General features: G+C 73.1%; 13 protein-coding genes. 6 read left to right on the plus strand and 7 right to left on the minus strand.

Annotated features, from left to right (window positions below):
• Positions 1-845 (plus strand): ABC transporter ATP-binding protein (locus tag HHX41_RS09885; protein ID WP_182905703.1); only part of this gene is annotated, 845 nt, incomplete at its 5' end.
• Positions 846-851: 6 nt separating this feature from the next.
• On the opposite strand, the gene HHX41_RS09890 is transcribed toward HHX41_RS09885, so the two are convergent.
• Positions 852-1,898: a hypothetical protein gene (locus HHX41_RS09890; RefSeq protein ID WP_182905704.1), complete on the minus strand. Its 1,047-nt coding sequence runs from the start codon at positions 1,896-1,898 to the stop codon at positions 852-854.
• 113 nt (positions 1,899-2,011) lie between these two features.
• Positions 2,012-3,181: a glycosyltransferase gene (locus HHX41_RS09900; RefSeq protein ID WP_169980436.1), complete on the minus strand. Its 1,170-nt coding sequence runs from the start codon at positions 3,179-3,181 to the stop codon at positions 2,012-2,014.
• Positions 3,182-3,345: 164 nt separating this feature from the next.
• Between HHX41_RS09900 and HHX41_RS09905 the strand changes: the two genes are divergently transcribed.
• Positions 3,346-4,584 carry a nucleotide sugar dehydrogenase gene (locus HHX41_RS09905; RefSeq protein WP_182905705.1) on the plus strand — a complete coding sequence of 413 codons (1,239 nt, stop codon included), beginning with the start codon at positions 3,346-3,348 and terminating at the stop codon, positions 4,582-4,584.
• A gap of 1 nt (position 4,585) precedes the next feature.
• Here the strand turns inward: HHX41_RS09905 and HHX41_RS09910 are convergent, their stop codons facing one another.
• Together HHX41_RS09910 and HHX41_RS09915 are read right to left on the minus strand one after the other, a co-directional pair.
• Positions 4,586-5,335: an SDR family oxidoreductase gene (locus tag HHX41_RS09910; protein WP_182905706.1), complete on the minus strand. Its 750-nt coding sequence runs from the start codon at positions 5,333-5,335 to the stop codon at positions 4,586-4,588.
• Positions 5,336-5,386: 51 nt separating this feature from the next.
• Positions 5,387-5,713: a carboxymuconolactone decarboxylase family protein gene (locus HHX41_RS09915; RefSeq protein WP_182905707.1), complete on the minus strand. Its 327-nt coding sequence runs from the start codon at positions 5,711-5,713 to the stop codon at positions 5,387-5,389.
• 347 nt (positions 5,714-6,060) lie between these two features.
• Here HHX41_RS09915 and HHX41_RS09920 point away from each other — a divergent pair, with 347 nt between their 5' ends.
• The 3 genes from HHX41_RS09920 to HHX41_RS09930 all read left to right on the plus strand — a co-directional run bounded on the left by HHX41_RS09920 (position 6,061) and on the right by HHX41_RS09930 (position 10,834).
• The gene (locus tag HHX41_RS09920) at positions 6,061-6,765 is read left to right on the plus strand and encodes a hypothetical protein (RefSeq protein WP_182905708.1); all 705 of its coding nucleotides are present in this window, start codon (positions 6,061-6,063) and stop codon (positions 6,763-6,765) included.
• 13 nt (positions 6,766-6,778) lie between these two features.
• On the plus strand, positions 6,779-9,727 hold the full coding sequence (locus tag HHX41_RS09925) for an AAA family ATPase (protein ID WP_182905709.1): 2,949 nt from the start codon (positions 6,779-6,781) through the stop codon (positions 9,725-9,727).
• Positions 9,728-10,042: 315 nt separating this feature from the next.
• The gene (locus tag HHX41_RS09930) at positions 10,043-10,834 is read left to right on the plus strand and encodes a ThuA domain-containing protein (RefSeq protein WP_182905710.1); all 792 of its coding nucleotides are present in this window, start codon (positions 10,043-10,045) and stop codon (positions 10,832-10,834) included.
• Between the two features lie 156 nt (positions 10,835-10,990).
• Here the strand turns inward: HHX41_RS09930 and HHX41_RS09935 are convergent, their stop codons facing one another.
• The 3 genes from HHX41_RS09935 to HHX41_RS09945 all read right to left on the minus strand — a co-directional run bounded on the left by HHX41_RS09935 (position 10,991) and on the right by HHX41_RS09945 (position 16,294).
• The gene (locus HHX41_RS09935; RefSeq protein ID WP_182905711.1) at positions 10,991-12,496 is read right to left on the minus strand and encodes an aldehyde dehydrogenase family protein; all 1,506 of its coding nucleotides are present in this window, start codon (positions 12,494-12,496) and stop codon (positions 10,991-10,993) included.
• A gap of 38 nt (positions 12,497-12,534) precedes the next feature.
• Positions 12,535-15,537, minus strand: coding sequence for an AAA family ATPase (locus HHX41_RS41675; RefSeq protein WP_310741901.1), 3,003 nt, complete (start codon positions 15,535-15,537; stop codon positions 12,535-12,537).
• Positions 15,538-15,748: 211 nt separating this feature from the next.
• Complete coding sequence (locus tag HHX41_RS09945; protein ID WP_182905712.1) at positions 15,749-16,294, minus strand: DinB family protein; 546 nt, start codon at positions 16,292-16,294, stop codon at positions 15,749-15,751.
• A 146-nt stretch (positions 16,295-16,440) separates the two neighbouring features.
• On the opposite strand from HHX41_RS09945, the gene HHX41_RS09950 reads away from it, so the two are divergent.
• Positions 16,441-17,460, plus strand: coding sequence for an SWIM zinc finger family protein (locus HHX41_RS09950; RefSeq protein WP_182905713.1), 1,020 nt, complete (start codon positions 16,441-16,443; stop codon positions 17,458-17,460).
• Positions 17,461-17,498 lie beyond the last annotated feature (38 nt).

The following is a 17,498-nucleotide window of genomic DNA, read 5'->3' on the forward strand; positions in this document are numbered from 1 at the left end:
AGTACCTCAAGCGCAAGCCGGCCGCCCTGTCCGGTGGTCAGCGCCAGCGTGTCGCGATGGGCCGCGCCATCGTCCGCGAGCCCCAGGCCTTCCTCATGGACGAGCCGCTGTCCAACCTGGACGCCAAGCTCCGCGTCTCGATGCGCGCCTCGCTGAACCAGCTCCACGAGCGCCTCGGCGTCACCACCGTGTACGTCACCCACGACCAGGTCGAGGCCATGACCCTCGGCGACCGCGTCTGCGTCCTGCGCGACGGCGTCCTCCAGCAGGTGGACACCCCGCAGAACCTGTTCGACGACCCGGTCAACCTGTTCGTCGCCGGCTTCATGGGCTCCCCGGCCATGAACTTCACCTACGCCGAGCTGATCCGCGACAACGGCGGCGCGGCCGTGGCGTTCGCCGGCTACCGCCTCCCCGTCCCGGACTCGACCTTCGCGGAGAAGCCGGGCCTCGACCGCTACATCGGCCGCAAGATCATCCTCGGCATCCGGCCCTCCGACTTCGAGGACGCCGGTTCGGCCAGCGGCAACAGCGCCGGGTGGGTGCGCATCCCGGTCCGCGCCAACGTCACCGAGGAGCTGGGCTCGGAGATCAACGTCCTGTTCACGATCGACGCCCCGCCGGTCGAGCACAAGGACACCGTGGCCGCCGCCCACGACGGGGACGACGAGGAGACGACGCTGCCGCTGGCCGGCGACAAGTCGCTGTGGACCGCGCGTGTCAACGCCCGCAGCCACGTCCGTCCCGGCCAGGAGATCGAGCTGGTCGTCGACACGCACAACCTGCACTTCTTCGACGTCGACTCGGGCCTGTCCATCGGCCACGAGGCCAACATCGGCCGCTGATCCCGGTCACCCCCGGCGTACGTAGGGCGGCGGGGGATTTCCGGCGGAGCGCGGGCGCGGTACGCGCCCGCGCTGTCGTTCGTCACCGGACGGCGCCCCGGCGGAGGCCCCCACCGGCCTTCCGCGCATGACCTCGTCGCGCCGGTAGCGCGCGGGGAAGCCGTCGCCCCGGAGGCGGCGCGTGTGGAACGCGTGGAAGCGGCCGCGCCGCAGGCACGCATGGGAGAGGAACGCGGCGGCCGTCGCGGCGGTGACCGCGGCCGCGGCCCCCGCGGGCACCCAGCCGAGCGCGACCGCGAGCCCGGCCGTCCCGGTGCCGGCCGAGACGCCGCACAGGGCGGGCGCGGCCTTCCGGGCCTGCCCGGACCGCCGCGGCCGGCGGGCGGCGTACGCCCCGGCCCCCACCACGGCCGCCAGCGCCGGCAGCAGCAGCCCGGCCGCGATCACGGCGGTGCCCCGCCCGGCCGTCAGCGCGGCGGCCGCGCAGGTCAGGACGAACCCGGCGAACAGCGAGCCGGACGGCCCGAGCCGGACTCTGCCCCGCGCCCTGCCGTACGGGAGGGCGCCGAGGAACGCCCCGGCCGGGGCGGCCGCGAGCACCGCGAGGAACGGGTCGCCCAGCACGAGCGCCGTCCCGGCGAGGAACGCGCCGGTGACGGCGGCGACCGCGGCCAGTGCGCCGCCGAGCCGGTCGAGCAGCCCGTACGCGTTGGTCATCGCGACGATCCACATGACGCTGACCGGCCCGTCGAGCCAGTCGCCCGTCAGCGTCACCTGCACGCCGCACAGCACGACCCCGCCCGCCGCCACCGACTCCACGATGAGCCGGGTGGCGAGTGGCAGGCTGCCGACGTCCGCGATGAGGCCGAGCAGCGCCACCGCCGCGGCGGCCAGCAGGACCGCGCTCACCCGCCGGTCCGGCAGGCCGAGGACCGCCGTCGCGGCGCCCGCCGTGGCCGCCGCCAGCGTCACCCCGCCCAGGTAGGGGACCGTACGGCGGACCGGGCGCAGCCCCACGGTGGCGAGCAGGCAGGCGGCGGCTCCCGCGAGCACGGGCGCCAGTGCTGGAATGGACGTCGGTGCCGGAATGGACGCCAGTGCTGGAATGGATGTCAGTGCCGGAATGGATGCCAGTGCTGGAATGGACGTCGGTGCGGGAACGGGCGTCAAAGGCTCCCCACCTCCGACCGCGTCGCGCCGCGCAGCGCGCGGTAGAGGGCCTCGGTGTCGGCCACCAGCCGGTCCACGCAGAAAGCGCGCGCGGTCCACGCGCGGGCCGACTCGCCCATCCGCCGCGCCAGGCCGGGATCCACGAGCAGCCGTACGACGTGGTCGGCCATCTCGTCCGCGTCGGGTTCGGTCAGGAACCCGGTGCGGCGGTCCATGACGACCTCGGGGACGCTGCCGACCCGGGTGGCCACCACCGGCAGGCCCGCCATGCCGGCCTCCACGAGCGCGAGCGGCGTGCCCTCACTGTCGGAGGTGAGCAGCACCACGTCGGACGCGGCGTACACGGTCTCGACGTCCCGGCGCCACCCGAGCAGCCGGAAGGAGTCCCACATCGGCATGACGGCCCGCTCCACCTCCTCCTTCAGTTCGCCGCTGCCGCAGACGAGGAACCGGGCGCCGGGCAGCCGGGCGAGGACCGCCCTGGCCACCTCCGCGAGCCGGTCGGGCCGCTTGGCCTTCTTCAGCCGCCCCACGTACGCCACGACCGGCGCGTCGAGCGGGACGCCCAGCGCGGCGCGGGCCTGCGCGCGCTCGGGAAGCGGGCCGAGTCCGGCGCCGGGCGGGATCACGACGTACTGCTCGGGCCGGCCGACACCGGCGGCGAGGAGGTCGTCGCGCACCCGGGCGCCGACCGTGACGAGACGGTCGGTCATTTTTGCCAGCCGGCGCTCGATACGGAGGTAGACGGCCCGCCGGGGACGGGACAACTGCCCGTCGAGGAGGTGGCCGTGGTAGCTGTGCACCCGTGCCGCGCCGACACCCGACAGCCGCACCGCGAGGCGGCCGAGCGTGCCCGCCTTGGTGGTCCTGGTGTGCACGATGTGCGGCCTGAACTCGCGCATCGCGTTGGCCAGCCGGAACAGAGCCCGGTAGTCGTCGGCCGGCTTGATCGCGCGGCCGAGGCCCGGCACCCGGTGGACCGGGATCGTCACGTCGCGAAGCTGCAGGTGGTCGCCTTCGCCGCCGTCGACGTATCCGGTGTACAGACGGTGGTCGAACTCCACCGCGCTGAGCCGCTCGCACAGCCCGGTGACCTGGGTGGCGGGACCGCTCACGTTCATCCGGGCGATTATCTCCATGACACGAATCCGGTCGTCCGGTTTCATGCTGGCTCCTCCCTGATCATGTGGAGAAGCTAGCCCCTGGTCCCACCCCCGACGGGGTGCCCGGACGCCGCCGGAAGAGACTTTTCCCTATCCGTACCCAAGCCTTAAAGCGGTCCCGTCCGCCAATTCCGGGATGACGGCGGGGTCGCTCCTACAGTCGTAGCGTGGCGGAGAAGCTGGTGGTCGTGGGCCAGGACGGCGCCGGGCTGCCCCTGGCGATGCGTGCCGTGGAGGCCGGGTTCCGCGTCGTCGGCCTCGACGAGGACGAGTGGCGGGTCAAGCGGCTGAACGCGGGGGAGCCCTGCGTCGAGGGAGTCGGCGCGGGCGCGCTGGCCGCCGCGCACGCCTCCGGCCGGTACGCGGCCGGCACCGACGCGGCCGACGCGTCCGGCTTCGACGTCTGTGTGCTCACCTCGCCCGTGCGGATGCGGAACGGCGCCCCCGACCTCGGCCCGCTCGGCGCGGCCGCCGGCCGGGTGGCCCCGTTCCTGCGGCCGGGGGCGACGGTGGTGCTGGAGGGCGTCGCCTACCCCGGCACCACGGAGGAGTTCGTACGGCCCCTGCTCGAACACGGATCGGGGCTGTGCGCGGGGGACGACTTCCACCTCGGCCACAGCCCGCACCGGGCCGCGCCGGGCAACCCGCGCTGGCGGCTCGGCAACACGCCCAAGGTCGTCTCGGGCATCGACGCCGCCTCGCTGCGGGCGGTGACGGACTTCTACGGCCGGCTGGTGCGGGAGACCGTCCCGGTCTCCTCGCCCCGGGTGTCCGAGCTGTGCGCCCTGCTGGAGAGCGCCCGCGCGCACGTCGACGCGGCCCTGGCGAACGAGCTGTCGATCTTCGCCGCTCACCTCGGCGTCGACGTGTGGGAGGCGGTCGAGGCCTCCGCCACCACGCCCTTCGCGCATGCCGCCGCGACGCCCGGCCCCGGAGGTGAGGACCCCTGCCTGCCGCTCGACATGGCGTACCTGCCGTGGGGGATCCGGCGCGGGGTGGGACGGACCTTCCGCCTGGTGGAGGCGGCCAACGACGTCAACGCGCACATGCCGGCCCAGGTCGTGGACCGGCTGTGTCTCGCGCTCAACCGCAGGTGCCGCTCGATCAGGGGCAGCCGGATCCTGCTGCTCGGGCTGTCGCCGGTCGAGGTCGCCAAGACGCTGTGCCGGCTGGGCGCCCGGGTGCGGGCCGCCGACCCCCGGGCCGCGGACTGGGGCGCCCACGACCTCGTCGTACCGGCCGGGGTCGAGGTCGTCGAGCCGGACGCCGCCGAGCTGGCGCGGGCGGACGCGGTCGTCGTGCTCGGCGGGCAGGACTGCTACGACTACGACCTGGTCCAGCGGGCGAGCCGGTTCGTCTTCGACACCCGGGGCCGCTGCCGCGGGCCGAACGTCGAGCGCCTGTGAGTCAGCGATAGCGCAACTTCGCCATGCGGCCGACCAGGTTGAGCGGCAGGAGCCTGGCCAGCGCCGCGACCGCCTTGTAGCGGGCCGACGGGACGCTCACCCAGGCCCCGCGGGCCAGGTCGCGCATGGCGCCGGCGGCGACGCGGTCGGCCGACAGCCACGCGAAGCGCGGCAGGCCGGACATGTCGAGCTCGGCCCGGTCGTGGAACTCGGTCCGCACGAATCCCGGGCACAGCGCCATCACCCGCACGCCGTGCCGGGCGACCGTGTTGGCCGCCGAGGCGCTGTAGTTCACCACCCATGCCTTGGAAGCGCTGTAGGTGCCGCCAGGCAGGAACGCCGCGACCGAGGCCACGTTGACGACCCCGCCCCGCCCCTTGGAGATCATGTACGGCAGGGCCGCCCGGGTCAGCCGCAGCACCGCCTCGCAGTGCAGCCGCAGCATCCGGACCTCGTCCTCCACGGGAGTGTCCAGGAAGCCGCCGTGGTGTCCGAACCCGGCGTTGTTGACCAGCAGGTCGATCCCGGAGCGCAGCCGCTCCTCGGCCGCCGTCATGCCCTCCTCGGTGGTGAGATCGGCGCGCAGCGGCTCGACCGGCACGCCGTACCGCTTGTGCAGGGCCTCGGCGGAGGCGGCGAGCCGCTCCTCGTCGCGGGCCAGCAGGACCAGGGAGAAGCCGTCGGCGGCCAGACGGCGCGCGAAGGCGGCGCCGATGCCGGCGGTCGCGCCGGTGATGAGTGCGGTGGGCATGACGGCAGCGTACCCACCGCACGGGTCGACTCGTCCGGCTCCGTAGCGGGGTCACAGCTCGGCGGTGCGGCTGATCAGCTCCTCGACCTGCGCGCTCAGGCGGGCGGCGCGGGGCCACCCGGCGTACAGGGTGAGGAACACGACCGTCTCGCGCAGCTCGGCCGGGGTCAGTTCGCCCGAGCGCAGGGCGGTGTCGAGATGCAGTGCGAGCATGTCGTCCATGTCCTGGCCGACGAGCAGGCCGAGCAGCAGCAACCGCCGTTCCCTGACCGTGAGGACCTGCCGGGACCACACCTCGGAGAACATGCGCTCCGCCGTCGAACCGAAGAAGCCGTCCGGCCCCTCGCCGGTGCCGTCCTCTTCGTAGACCTGCTTCATGTCCTCCAGCCCCTCCCACGGCGATTCCTGACGTCATGCATCAAGTTGTCGTGTTCGAGGCAGTCAGGCGTTACATCGTCGGCCCATCCGGCACGGCTGTTCGACGTGCCGCGTGCGCTTCCGGTGGTCGTCCGCTGGGTATCGCCAGAAAGCAGGAGTCCGTCGCCGCCGCCGGTCCGGTGCCGCGGGCGACCGGCAGTCGCGTTACCTCCATGTAACGAGAGGAATCAGAATTCGGAAAAGATTCGGTCTAGTTTTATGGCGCGTCGCCGACTTACCGTGAGATGTACAGGTGGAAAACGGGCACTACTACCTCGTAGACCCGCAAAAGCGGAGGTTGGGCCCTGGTGGAAAAACCGCGGGTAAGGGCCGGGGCGGTGGGCACGGTCGTGGGGGCGGCGATGGCCGCCTCCTTGCTGTCCGGCTGTGCCGGCCCCGAATACACGTACGTCCGCGACGACTCGGGCGGCACCTATTTCAAGGTCCCGGCGTCGTGGCGGCAGATCGACCAGAAGACGCTCGACGAGGCGGTCTACGGCGAGACGGAGTCGGCCGCCGCGCAGGTGCAGAAACAGCTGGTGTGGACGACGGCGTTCGACGCCCACTCGCAGCCGGCAGCGGGGCATCTGCTGCACGGGTCGCCCGGAGCCGACGACCAGCCGTTCGTCTTCGCCAAAGTGGAGAAGCTCACGGAGGACGCGCAGAACGCGGTGTCGCTCAACCAGCTCCGCAACTCCGCCGGGCTCTACGTGGCCGTGCCGCAGGAGACGCGCAAGAAGATGGAGGAGGCCACGGCCTACAAGGGCTTCGAGTTGCTGGCCGACGAGGTCTTGCCCGTATCGGACGGCGTGCGCGGGGTGCGCAGCGTGTTCAACTACCGGCTGCTGGGGGGCCCGGTGCAGACCTTCGACGAGACCGCCTACCTGTCCGCCGACGGGACGACGGTCTCCACTCTCCTGATCCGCTGCTCGCCCGCGTGCTACCGCCAGCGGGCCGCCGAGATCGACACCGTCGTCAAGTCCTTCAAGGTCAAGCACCTCATCAATCCGTGAAGGAGCCCCTCACATGAGCACGGCCCTCCCTCCGAAGCACCACGAGGGGCTTCGCGAACCGGGGTCGGGTCCGGTGGACCGCGACCCCCTCACCAGGAAACGCCTCCCGATGTGGGACCGGACCAAGTTCCTGATCCTGCTCGCCGTCGCGTTCGGCGTCCTGGTGTGGAACGAGATCGCGACGTTCCCCGGGATCATCTCGCTGTACGACGCGGTCGTCCGTACGGTGGCGAACGCCTCCTGGGTCCTGTGGCTGGCGGGCGTCGAGGTGCTCCGGCAGATCCACTTCCTGATCAGCGAGCGGTCGGCCGGCTACCACCGGTTCTGGACCCGGAAGGTCTTCGGCGGCTGGAACCGCTGGACCCACCGCAGGTTCAGCGACTGGAACCGCTACCGCATCTCCCGCGCGATCAAATGGTTCGTCTGGATCGCGGTCGTCGCGCTGGTGCTGGGCAAGGTGCAGCAGGTCTCGCCGCTCGAGGCGCTGTTCGCCGTACCGGCCACCGTGTGGGGCTTCCTTCCCATGGTCCTGCAGCTCATGCTGATCATGGTGGTCGCCGTGGGGCAGTTCGTGGCGATCTTCTGGTTCCTGTCGCGGGGCGGCGTCGACGTCTACTACCCCGACGACATCAAGACGCGTTTCTCGGACGTCTGGGGCCAGGACCACGTCGTCGAGCGGGTCAAGGAGAACATCGTCTTCCTGGAGAAGCCGGACGAGATCGAGGCCAGGGGCGGCTACGTGCCCAGCGGCATCCTGCTGTGGGGTCCGCCCGGCACCGGCAAGACGCTGATGGCCGAGGCGGTCGCGGGCTCCACCGGCAAGCCGTACGTGTTCGTGGACCCGGGCGCGTTCATCAACATGTTCTTCGGCGTCGGCGTCCTCAAGGTGAAGTCGCTGTTCCGCAAGCTGCGCAAACTGGCCCTGCGGTACGGCGGCGTCATCGTCTTCTTCGACGAGGCCGACTCGCTCGGCAACCGCGGCGCGCTCGCGCAGGGCGGTCCGGGCGGCTGGGGCCGCTCCGTGCCCGCGCCGTTCGTGAACTCGGGGTGCAACGGCTTCGCCTACCTCGACCCGCACACCCGCACCGTGCTCGGCCGTCACGCCGCGGGCCCGGCGCCCGAGGCCGAGCCCGCGCGGATGCCGCGCACCGGCGCCTTCGTCAACCGCCTGATGTACGGCGGGGGCATGGGCGGCGGTGGCGGGATGGGCACGCTGGAGGCGCTGCTCACCGAGATCAGCGGCCTGAAGAAACCGCGCGGCTTCGTCAACCGCTACGTGCGCAGGCTGCTCGGCATGCGGCCCAAGCCGCCGCCGAAGTACCGCATCCTCATCATGATGGCCACCAACCTGCCCGAGGCCCTGGACGAGGCGCTGCTGCGGCCCGGCCGCATCGACCGCATCTACAAGGTCGGCTACCCCTCGAAGGCGGGCCGGATCCGCACCTACAAGGGCTACTTCGACAAGGTCAGCCACGACCTCACCGGCGAGCAGATCGACAAGCTCGCGACGATCACGCCGTACGCCACCGGTGCGACGATCAAAGACCTGGTCAACGAGTCGCTGATCACCGCGATCCGGGACGGCCGGGAGACCATCACCTGGTCGGACGTCATGCGGGCCAAGCGGCTCAAGCAGCTCGGGCCGCCCGAGGACGTCGAGTACATCGAGCGCGAACGGCACGCGGTCGCGGTGCACGAGGCGTGCCACGCGGTCGCCGCCTACCGCACCCGCCACCACCTGGAGATCGACCTGGCGACGATCGAGAAGGGCGCCGACTATCTCGGCATGGTGGCCAGCATCAAGCCGGAGGACCAGTTCACCCGGTGGAAGTCGGAGTACGAGGCCGACATCATGGTGTCGCTCGCCTCGCTGGCGGGGGAGCGGATGTTCTTCGGCGAGGACAACTCCTCCGGCGTCTCCGGCGACCTGCAGAGCGCGACCGCGATCACCGGCCTGATGGAGGCCCACTGGGGCATGGGCATCGGGGTCGCCTCGCTGCCCGCGCTGCAGGAGCTCGGCCTGCGCGAGGGCAAGGCGGCCCAGCCGCAGCCCGGGGGCGGCGGCATCGGTTTCACCGGCACGCCTGCGGGCCGGCGCGACGAGATGGTGCCCGACATGCTCCCCGAGCGGATCGAGTTCAACCTCAGCAGGCTGCTGGAGAAGACGGCCGAGCTGCTGCGGGAAAACCGCCGCGAGGTGCTGTCGGTCGCGCACGCGCTGGAACAGCACAAGACGCTCAACGGCGACGACGTGGTCGCGGTCATCGAGGGCAGGATGGGCCCGCTGATCGACGGCATCGTCTACACCTCCGACGAGTTCTACGAGGAGATCGAGGCGTACCACACGGCCGCGGTGGCGGCCCACAAGGCGCACAGCGAGGTCCCGGTCGAGCTTCCGCTGCCGCGGACGCGGGTGATCGAGGCGTCGGTCGTGGCGTCCTCCGGCGGCGCCGCGCCGGTGCTGGTCGCCCCTCCGCCGAACGGCATGGCCGGCGGCAACGGGCACGCCCCGGCGGCCCAGTCGGCGGCGCCGGACTTCGTGCCGTGGCACGGCACGCCGCCGCCGCTCCCCTCGGGGGCGCTGTTCGACCCGCTGCCCGCCGCGTCGGCCCGCCGGTCGAACGGCGCGCTGTGGGCGGTCGTCGGAGTCGTCGTGGCGGTGGTGCTGTTCGTGCTGCTGGGGGCGCTGCTCCTCGCCCCGCCGCAGGGAGCCGCAGGGGCGGCCGCGGTCGGCGGCGTGCCCGCCGGCACGGCCGTGCTGCTGGCCGTCGCGCTGGTGGCGGTGATCGGCGGCATCGCGGTCGCGGTCCTGCTGGTCCGCTCCCATCAGGCGGGGCGGCGGCGGGCCGAGGAGGCCAGGGACCGGGCGGCGGACCGGGCCCAGCTGCTCGCGGCCGCCATGGACCCCGAGGTCGCGATGCGGCTGCTCGGCTACGACGGCCGCCGAGGGCCGGAGGCGTAGGTCACCGATCCGATCCCCGGCGGGCCACAGCCCGCCGGGGATCGGCGTGTTCCCGGCCTGGTGAAGCGCGTCGCAGCGGCCCGTCCGGCGGAAGCTCTGATGCGGTCACGACTTTGTCCTACCGCAAGCGAAAGTTCTTGAAACTTGTCTGCAACTTCTTCCATATGTTGACTAAAGAAGGTAATTTGGCGCCCACTTGAGGCCATGAAGACCGTTTCGGCGGTGCTGGCCTCTGCCTTCCGTCACGGAACCGCGGGCCCACCACCCCCCAGTGGGCCCGTGGTTCCGTGACGTACGAGATGGAGGACTGTCACCATGTCACGTAAGCGACTGCTCGCTCTGGCGGCGCTGTCCGCGATCGTCGCGCCGGCCTTCGCCGGCACCAGCGCGCTCGCGGCTCCCGCGGACGATTCCGCGTTCCGCGTGCTCGTCTTCTCCAAGACCGCCGCTTTCCGGCACGACTCGATCCCCGCCGGTGTCGCGGCGATCCAGAAGCTCGGCGAGGAGAACGGCTTCGCGGTGGACGCGACGGAGGACGCGAACGCGTTCACCGACGCGAACCTCGCCAAGTACCAGGCCGTCGTCTTCCTGTCCACCACCGGCGACCCGGTGAGCCAGCCCGAGCAGAAGGCGTCGTTCGAGCGCTACATCCGCAACGGCGGAGGATTCGCCGGCGTGCACGCCGCCTCCGACTCGGGCTACACCTGGAGCTGGTACGGCGGCCTCGTCGGCTCCTACTTCCGCAACCATCCGGCGCAGCAGAACGCCACGGTGAAGATGGTGGGCCAGGGCGCGGCGTCCAACCGCGGGCTGCCGAACCGCTGGAACCGCTGGGACGAGTGGTACAACTTCCGCGGCAACCCCCGGGACGCCGGAGTGCGCGTGCTCGCCGAACTCGACGAGACGTCCTACAACCCCGGCTCCGGCGCCATGGGCGACCACCCGATCGCCTGGTGCCACAGGTACGACGGCGGGCGCTCCTGGTACACGGGCATGGGCCACACCAAGGAGTCCTTCAGCGACCCGCTGTTCCTGAAGCACCTGCTGGGCGGCATCAAGATGGCCGCCGGAGCGGCGAGCTTCCCCTGCGACCCCCACGGCGACTGAGGGTGAGCGGGGAACGTCCGGGCACGTGACGCGACCCCCGCTGCCGGAGCCGATCCTCCGGTGACCGAGGCACGCCGTCCGATGCGTTCACCTGGGCGGCGTGCCCGCGCGTTCGGGACCACGGGCCGTCGAACGCCGCGCGGCGGTCCCCCGGCGTCAGAGCCGGAAGCCCAGATCCGGCGTGATCTCCGCCACGTCTATCTGGGCCTTCTGCAGGCGGCCCGAGTAGTCCCAGTTCATCGCCTGCCAGCGGGTGAACTGGTCGAGCACCCACATGCCGCTCTGCCTGCTGCCGTTGCCCGACTTGCCGTTCCCGCCGAACGGCAGATGGGCCTCCGCGCCGGAGGTGGAGTTGTTGACGCTGACCATCCCGGCCGACACGCCCTCGCGGAAGCGGAACACCGCCTTCGGGTCGGTGGTGTAGATGGACGACGACAGGCCGTATCCCGGCCGGTTGGCCAGGTCGATCGCCTCGTCGAGGGTGGAGAACGTCGTCACGCCCACGATCGGGCCGAACGTCTCCTCCAGGAACAGCCGGTCGTCCGGGCGGACGCCGTCCACGACCACCGGGTGGTAGTAGAGGCCGTCGCCGTCCATCCGCCCGACCGGGCCGGGCAGCACGGTGTGGTGCGGCTGGATCCAGCCCAGGTAGTCCTCGTACCGCTCGGCGAACCTGTGGTCGAGCAGCGGGCCGTACAGGACGTCGCCGTTCGGGTCGCCGATCTTCGCGTCGCGCACGGCGGCGGCGAACCGGCGCAGGAACTCGTCGTGCACGTCCTCGTGGACGATGACCGTGCCGAGGGAGGTGCACCGCTGCCCGGCGGTGCCGAACCCGGAGAACAACGCGCCCTCGGCCGCGAGGTCGAGGTCGGCGTCCGGCATCACGACCATCGGGTTCTTGCCGCCGAGCTCCAGGCAGGGCGACTGCAGGTGCCGGCCGCACAGCTCGCCGACGGCCCGGCCGACCGCGCTCGACCCGGTGAAGCCGACCTTGTGCACGGTGCCCTCGCCGAGCGCGCGGTCGAGACCCGCGTACGTCTGGTCGCCGCCGGCGAAGACGAGGTTGAGCACGCCGTCGGGGAGGCCGGCCGCCGCGAACAGCCGGTAGAGCGCGTGTGCGGACGCCGCGGCGTACTCCGCGGGCTTCCACACCACCGCGTTGCCGCACAGCAGCGCCGGAACCAGATACCACGAGGGCACGGCCACCGGGAAGTTGCCGGCCGTCACGACCGCCGCCACGCCGACGGGCACCCGGAAGGTGAACAGGCTCTTGTCGGGCATCTCCGACGGCACGGTCTGCCCGTAGAGGCGGCGGCCCTCGCCCAGGAAGAAGTCGCAGGTGTCGACGATCTCGCGGACCTCGCCCAGCGCCTCGGCGTACGGCTTGCCGATCTCCTCGGTCACCAGCCGGGCCAGCGCCTCGGTGTTGGCCTCGACCAGGCGGCCGATCGAGGCGATCACCCGTCCGCGCACGGGGGCGGGGACGCGTGCCCACTCCCGCTGGGCCGCCGCCGCGGCGCGGCACGCGCCGGCGAAGCCGTCCGCGTCCGCGAGCAGGACGGTCGCCACGGTCTCCGCGGGCCGCGCCGGGTTCACCGACTCGTACGGCGTGCCCGAAGAGAGCTCCTCACCCGCGACGACGGAAACGATCTGCCGAGCCACCGCTGACCTCCGGAAGTGTTGCTGGTGCCGAGCCTCGATTACACAGTATTTCCACGCGCGGTGCCCGGCGACAGGCCCTCCTGCAGGGCGACCGCGGCGGCCTGGGTGCGGCTGGTCACGCCGAGCTTGGCCAGGATGTTGGAGACGTGCACGCTGACCGTCTTCTGGGAGATGAACAGCCGCTCGCCGATCTCCCGGTTGGCCAGGCCGTCCGCGACGTGGGCCAGCACCTCGCGCTCGCGCGCGGTGAGCGCGGCCAGCCGTCCCGGTTCCCGGCCCGTGGTGGCGGCCGGCGCCGAGGTCCCGTCGTCCGCGGCGGGCAGGCCCGGCGCGGGGGTCGGCGGGCCGTCGGTCGTGGCGGCCGTCGTGCCGGTGGCGGTGCCGGTGGCGGTGGGGTCGGGGAACCCCGCCCGCGCCCCGACCGACCTGAGCGTCTCCAGGAAGGGCCTGGCTCCGAGCGTGGCGGCGACCCGCACAGCGTGCTCCCACTCGGCGCGGGCCGCCGCGCGGTCGCCCGCCCGCAGCAGGCTCTCGGCCAGCCGCCACCGCGACCGCGCCTCCTCGTACACGAAGCCGAAGCCGAAGGCGTCGGTGGCGCGCCGCCAGACCTCCGGGTCCGCCGTGCCGTGGGCGCGGTGCCACTCGGCCTCCGCCCGGGCCAGCCAGGCACCGCCCTCCGGCCCCAGCCGGGCGCGCGGGCCGTTCGGCCCGTTCTCCGCCGCCCACCGCGCCCGGCGCAGCAGGTCGTCGCAGGGCTCGCCGGTCCGGCCGAGGTCGGCCAGCGCCCACAGGCCGGTGGCCGCGATGCGGATCACCCCGGGATCGAACGGCTCGAGCGTGGCGATGACCGCGCCGGCGTGGTCGAGCGCGGCCTGGGGGTCGCCGCGCCACAGGGCCTGCTCGGCCGCCATGCCGCGCGCCATGTAGCCGACCAGTTCGTCGGACCAGAACCGGGTCAGCCACCGCAGCCTTTCGTCGGCGCCTGGGCGTCCCCGGCCCACCTCCACGAAGAGGGCGAACGAGGACAGCCGGGCCTCCGCCAGGGTGCCGACCCGGACGCCGAACCCTCCGGCCAGCCGTTCGGCCGTCTCCCAGTCGCCGTCCGCGTAGTGCACGAGGTAGTGCAGGAAACGCAGGTCGGTGCCGTACGTGCTCCAGGCGAGCCCGGTCTCGCCGGCCAGCCGTACGCCGTCCTCGGTGATGCGGGCGGCCACGGCGAGGGCGCCGTTCTCGTAGTGGATGCGGGCGAGGTTGAAGCGCGCCCGCAGGTCGATGGACAGGTCGCCCGAAGGCCGGCGGGTGGCGCGTGTGAGCAGGTCGACGGTGTGCTCGACGCCGCTCGCCGACTCCTCCTCGATCAGGGCGAGCGTGACGAGGGCACTGGCCTCCGCGTCGTGTGCGCCGGTCGCCTGTGCCACCTCCAGCGCCCTGGACGCCGTCGCGGCCCCCTCGCCGTAGCGGTACTCCCGGAACAGGGCGCGGGCGTAGGTGGCCAGGGCCCTGGCCAGCAGTGGGCTGTGCGGCGCGATGTCCACGGCCTCCCGGGCCACGGTGATCGCCTCGGCCTCGTCGCCGCCCGCGTCCGCCAGACAGTAGGACAGCCGCTCGCCGGTCTCGGCGATCAGAACCGGGTCGCTCGCCTCGCGCCGCAGCCGCCGCAACTGCTCCGCCGCCCGGTGGTAGTCGCCGCCCGCGGCCGCCGCGGCGGCGCTGGCCAGCGCGATCCTCGCCCGGCTCTCCCCGGCCAGCCGGTCGGCCTCCGGCACCTGGTCCCAGACCTCCAGCACCCGTTCGAAGTGCCGGTGCGCCTCCGCCGGCGCGCCGAGCCCGGCGGCCAGCCGGCCGGCCTCCACCGACGCCCGCAGCGCGCCCGGCAGGTCGTGCCCGGCGAGATGGTGATGGGCCAGTTCGGCGGGGGAGCCGCCGCGTTCGGCGAGCAGCGTGGCGAACGTGGTGTGCAGCCGGGTCCGCTCGCCCGGCAGCAGGTCGTCGTAGACGGCCTCCTGCAGGAGCGCGTGCCGGAACGCGTACCCGTCGCTGCCCGCCGTGAGCAGCCGCCGCGAGACGATCTCGCGCAACGCATCCTCCAGCGGCAGGTCGCCCAGCCCGGTCGCGTCGCGCAGCAGGTCGTGGCCGACGCGGCGACCGGCCACCGCGGCGACGCGCAGCACCTGGCGAGCGGTGTCCGACAGGGTCTCCACCCGGGCCAGCAGCAGGTCGGCGAGCGTCCCGGGCAGCCGGGCCCGTTCCGCGCCCGCCGCCAGCAGCTCCTCCGCGAAGAACGGGTTGCCCCCGGCACGCTCGATCACGGTCGTCAGGCCGTGTCCCGCCATCGGTCCCGCGGCGGCCTCGCCGTCCCGGTCGAGGACGGCGAGATACTCCGCCATCTCGTCGTCGCCCAGCGGCGGCAGCTCGACGGAGGTGACCAGCGGCAGCCGGCGCAGCTCGGCCAGGACAGGGCGCAGCGGGTGACGCCGGTGCAGGTCGTCCGTACGGTAGGTGCCGACGAGGCAGACCCGCTCGCGCTGCAGCATGCGGGTGAGGAAGACCAGCAGGTCACGGGTCGAGCGATCGGCCCAGTGCAGGTCCTCGAACACGAACAGGACCGGCTGCCGCCCGGCCACCTCCGACAGCATGTCGAGCACCGATCCGAACAGGCGCTGCTGGGCGAGCCCGCCGGTGGTGGTTTCCATCGGTCCCGCCTCGTCGCCGGGCAGCAGGCGACGCAGCGCGGGACGGGCCGCGACGGCCGGAGCGACCGGCCCGCCGGTATCGGCCGCGGCGCCGCGCAGGGCGTCCGCCAGCGGCAGGTACGGCAGGGCGTCGCCGAGCTCGGCGCACTGGCCGACGAGCGTCACGAACCCCCGCCGCTGCGCGAGGTCGCACAGCTCGGTGACGATCCGGGTCTTGCCGATCCCCGCGTCGCCGCCCACCAGGGCGACCCCCGCGAGCCCGGCCGCGGCGGCGCCGAGCACGCCCGCGAGCTGGTCGAGCTCGGCAGAACGCCCGATCAGCACCTTTCGCGGCGTACGTGCAACCACGCAGGTGAGTATGGCACGCAGCCCTGACAGAACCACGACGGCGGCATCGGCGCCCGCCGGTTACCCCAGATGCGACGACATGGGCTCCCGTTCCACCGGGGGCGAGAACCCGTTGTGCCGTCCGGGCACGACGGGCCCCGGACACAGCGGTCTGCGTGCCGTCGTCACGCGCGTCCGGGGAGTCGGGCCGGGGTCCGGCGGGATCGTGTCCTCACTGGCCGGTGGCGCCGTCGATCCGCTCGCGGAGCAGGTCGGCGTGCCCGTTGTGGCGTGAGTACTCGGCGATCATGGCGACCAGGATCCGGCGCAGCGAGACGGGCTGCCCGGTGGCGCGGTGCACGCCGGTCTGGTCCAGCGAGCGGGCGGCGGCCACGATCTCGCGGGAGCGCTCGCACTCGGCCCGCCACACGGCGAACGCCTCGTCGGCGTCCCCGTCCAGATCCCCGAAGTCCTGGTCGGGGTCGTCGTCCGAGTAGTAAAGGAGCGGGACGTCCTCACCGGCGAACTGGATGCGGAACCACCACCGCTCGACGCCCCCGAGGTGCCGGAGGATTCCGTGGAGGCTGAGCCCCGACGGCGACACCCCCTTCTCCGACAGACGCTCCTTGGGGATGCCCGAGCACTTGAGCGCGAACGTCACGCGGTGCCAGTCCAGGAAAGCCGTCAGCATCTCCCGCTCGTCGCCGACGAGGGGAAGGACCGGCCGGGAATCGTCGTCCCACTTCTTCGAGTAGTTCGCCTCGGGGAGCTCGCTCATGGCCGCGACCCTGCCATACGGCACCGACAACTCCTCCCGGCGTGCTTCCGGCCGGGGCGCCGGCTGTTGGCCGCCGATCCCGGCACTGCCGGAGCGCGTTTCGCCGGCCCGCGTTTTTGTCGGACCGCGTGGCTACTGTGCGGCGGGTGACGAAACGGTGGGGCCAGGTCGCGACCCGGGGCACGGGTGACGCCGAGCCGGGCCGCGACCGTGCCATCGCCATCGCCGGCACCGACGCCGGTGGCCGGGCGGCGGCCAGGCGCGCGCAGGCCGAGCAGCGGGAGGGCAGGGTCGCGGCGGGCCTGTCGGAGCTGGAGCGGTGGCTGGCCGACCAGGTCGCGCAGGGGATCGCGCAGGCCCGCCAGACGGGCCTCGCGGACTGGGACGACCTCGCCAGGCGGCTGGTCGACGCGCAGGCGCCCGGCGTGGCGGGGACCGTCGCCCGGCTCTCACGGGTGTTGCACGCGGAAGACTGGCCGGGCCTTCTCCTCGGGGAGTACGCGCTGCTCCATCTGCTCGCGGTCGCCCACCGCCGCGCCGCCGCGCTGCCCGAGCCGCTGCGGCAGACCGTGCGGGCGCGGGTCGGCTTCCCCGTCACCCGGGAGTCCGTCCTGGCCACCGCGGCCGTTCGGGACCACTGGGACGTCGTCGGCAGCCGGGACGAGGAGCAGGAGCGGCTGGTCGCCCGGCGCGTGTGGCTCGCGGGCCGTACGACGGGCCGTGCGGCGATGGTGCTGTCGTTCACGCCGGCCGGGCAGCCGCCGGACGCGTCACTCGCCCTGGGCACGACGATCGACGCCGATCTGGCGTTCTACCCGGGGGCGTCGCCGTTGCGGGCCCTCGTAGCCGAGCGGTACGGCCTCGCCGACGCGGGACCGCCGCCGGGGACGACGGTCTCCCGGGTGCCCGCGCTGATCGCGGAGGTGCTCACGGCCGACCCCTGGGCCGATTCGTGGCCGCTGGTGCTCGCCGGCGTCGTCCCCTGCCTGGACGGCCTCGCCGACGAGGAGGGGAACGCGCTGCCGCTGCATCCGTCCGCGGGCGTCCCGTGGCGGCTGCTGGCCGTCTCCGGCGGACGGCCGGTGACGGTCGCCGCCGAGTGGACGCCGCGCGGGCTGCTCCCGCTCACCACATGGGACGAAGAGGGTGGGGTGGTGCGGTTATGACACCGGTTCCGGTTGTCGTCGTGTCGCGTCTGGGCGTG

Source organism: Microbispora sp. H13382 (genome assembly GCF_014161445.1).
In the GTDB taxonomy this organism is placed as follows: domain Bacteria; phylum Actinomycetota; class Actinomycetes; order Streptosporangiales; family Streptosporangiaceae; genus Microbispora.

Coding starts and splice junctions, on each gene's coding strand:
- HHX41_RS09900 (WP_169980436.1), bottom strand. CDS start 3,181: ATGAAACCGGACGACCGGATTCGTGTCATGGAGATAATCGCCCGGATG.
- HHX41_RS09910 (WP_182905706.1), bottom strand. CDS start 5,335: ATGCCCACCGCACTCATCACCGGCGCGACCGCCGGCATCGGCGCCGCC.
- HHX41_RS09915 (WP_182905707.1), bottom strand. CDS start 5,713: ATGAAGCAGGTCTACGAAGAGGACGGCACCGGCGAGGGGCCGGACGGC.
- HHX41_RS09925 (WP_182905709.1), top strand. CDS start 6,779: ATGAGCACGGCCCTCCCTCCGAAGCACCACGAGGGGCTTCGCGAACCG.
- HHX41_RS09930 (WP_182905710.1), top strand. CDS start 10,043: ATGTCACGTAAGCGACTGCTCGCTCTGGCGGCGCTGTCCGCGATCGTC.
- HHX41_RS09945 (WP_182905712.1), bottom strand. CDS start 16,294: ATGAGCGAGCTCCCCGAGGCGAACTACTCGAAGAAGTGGGACGACGAT.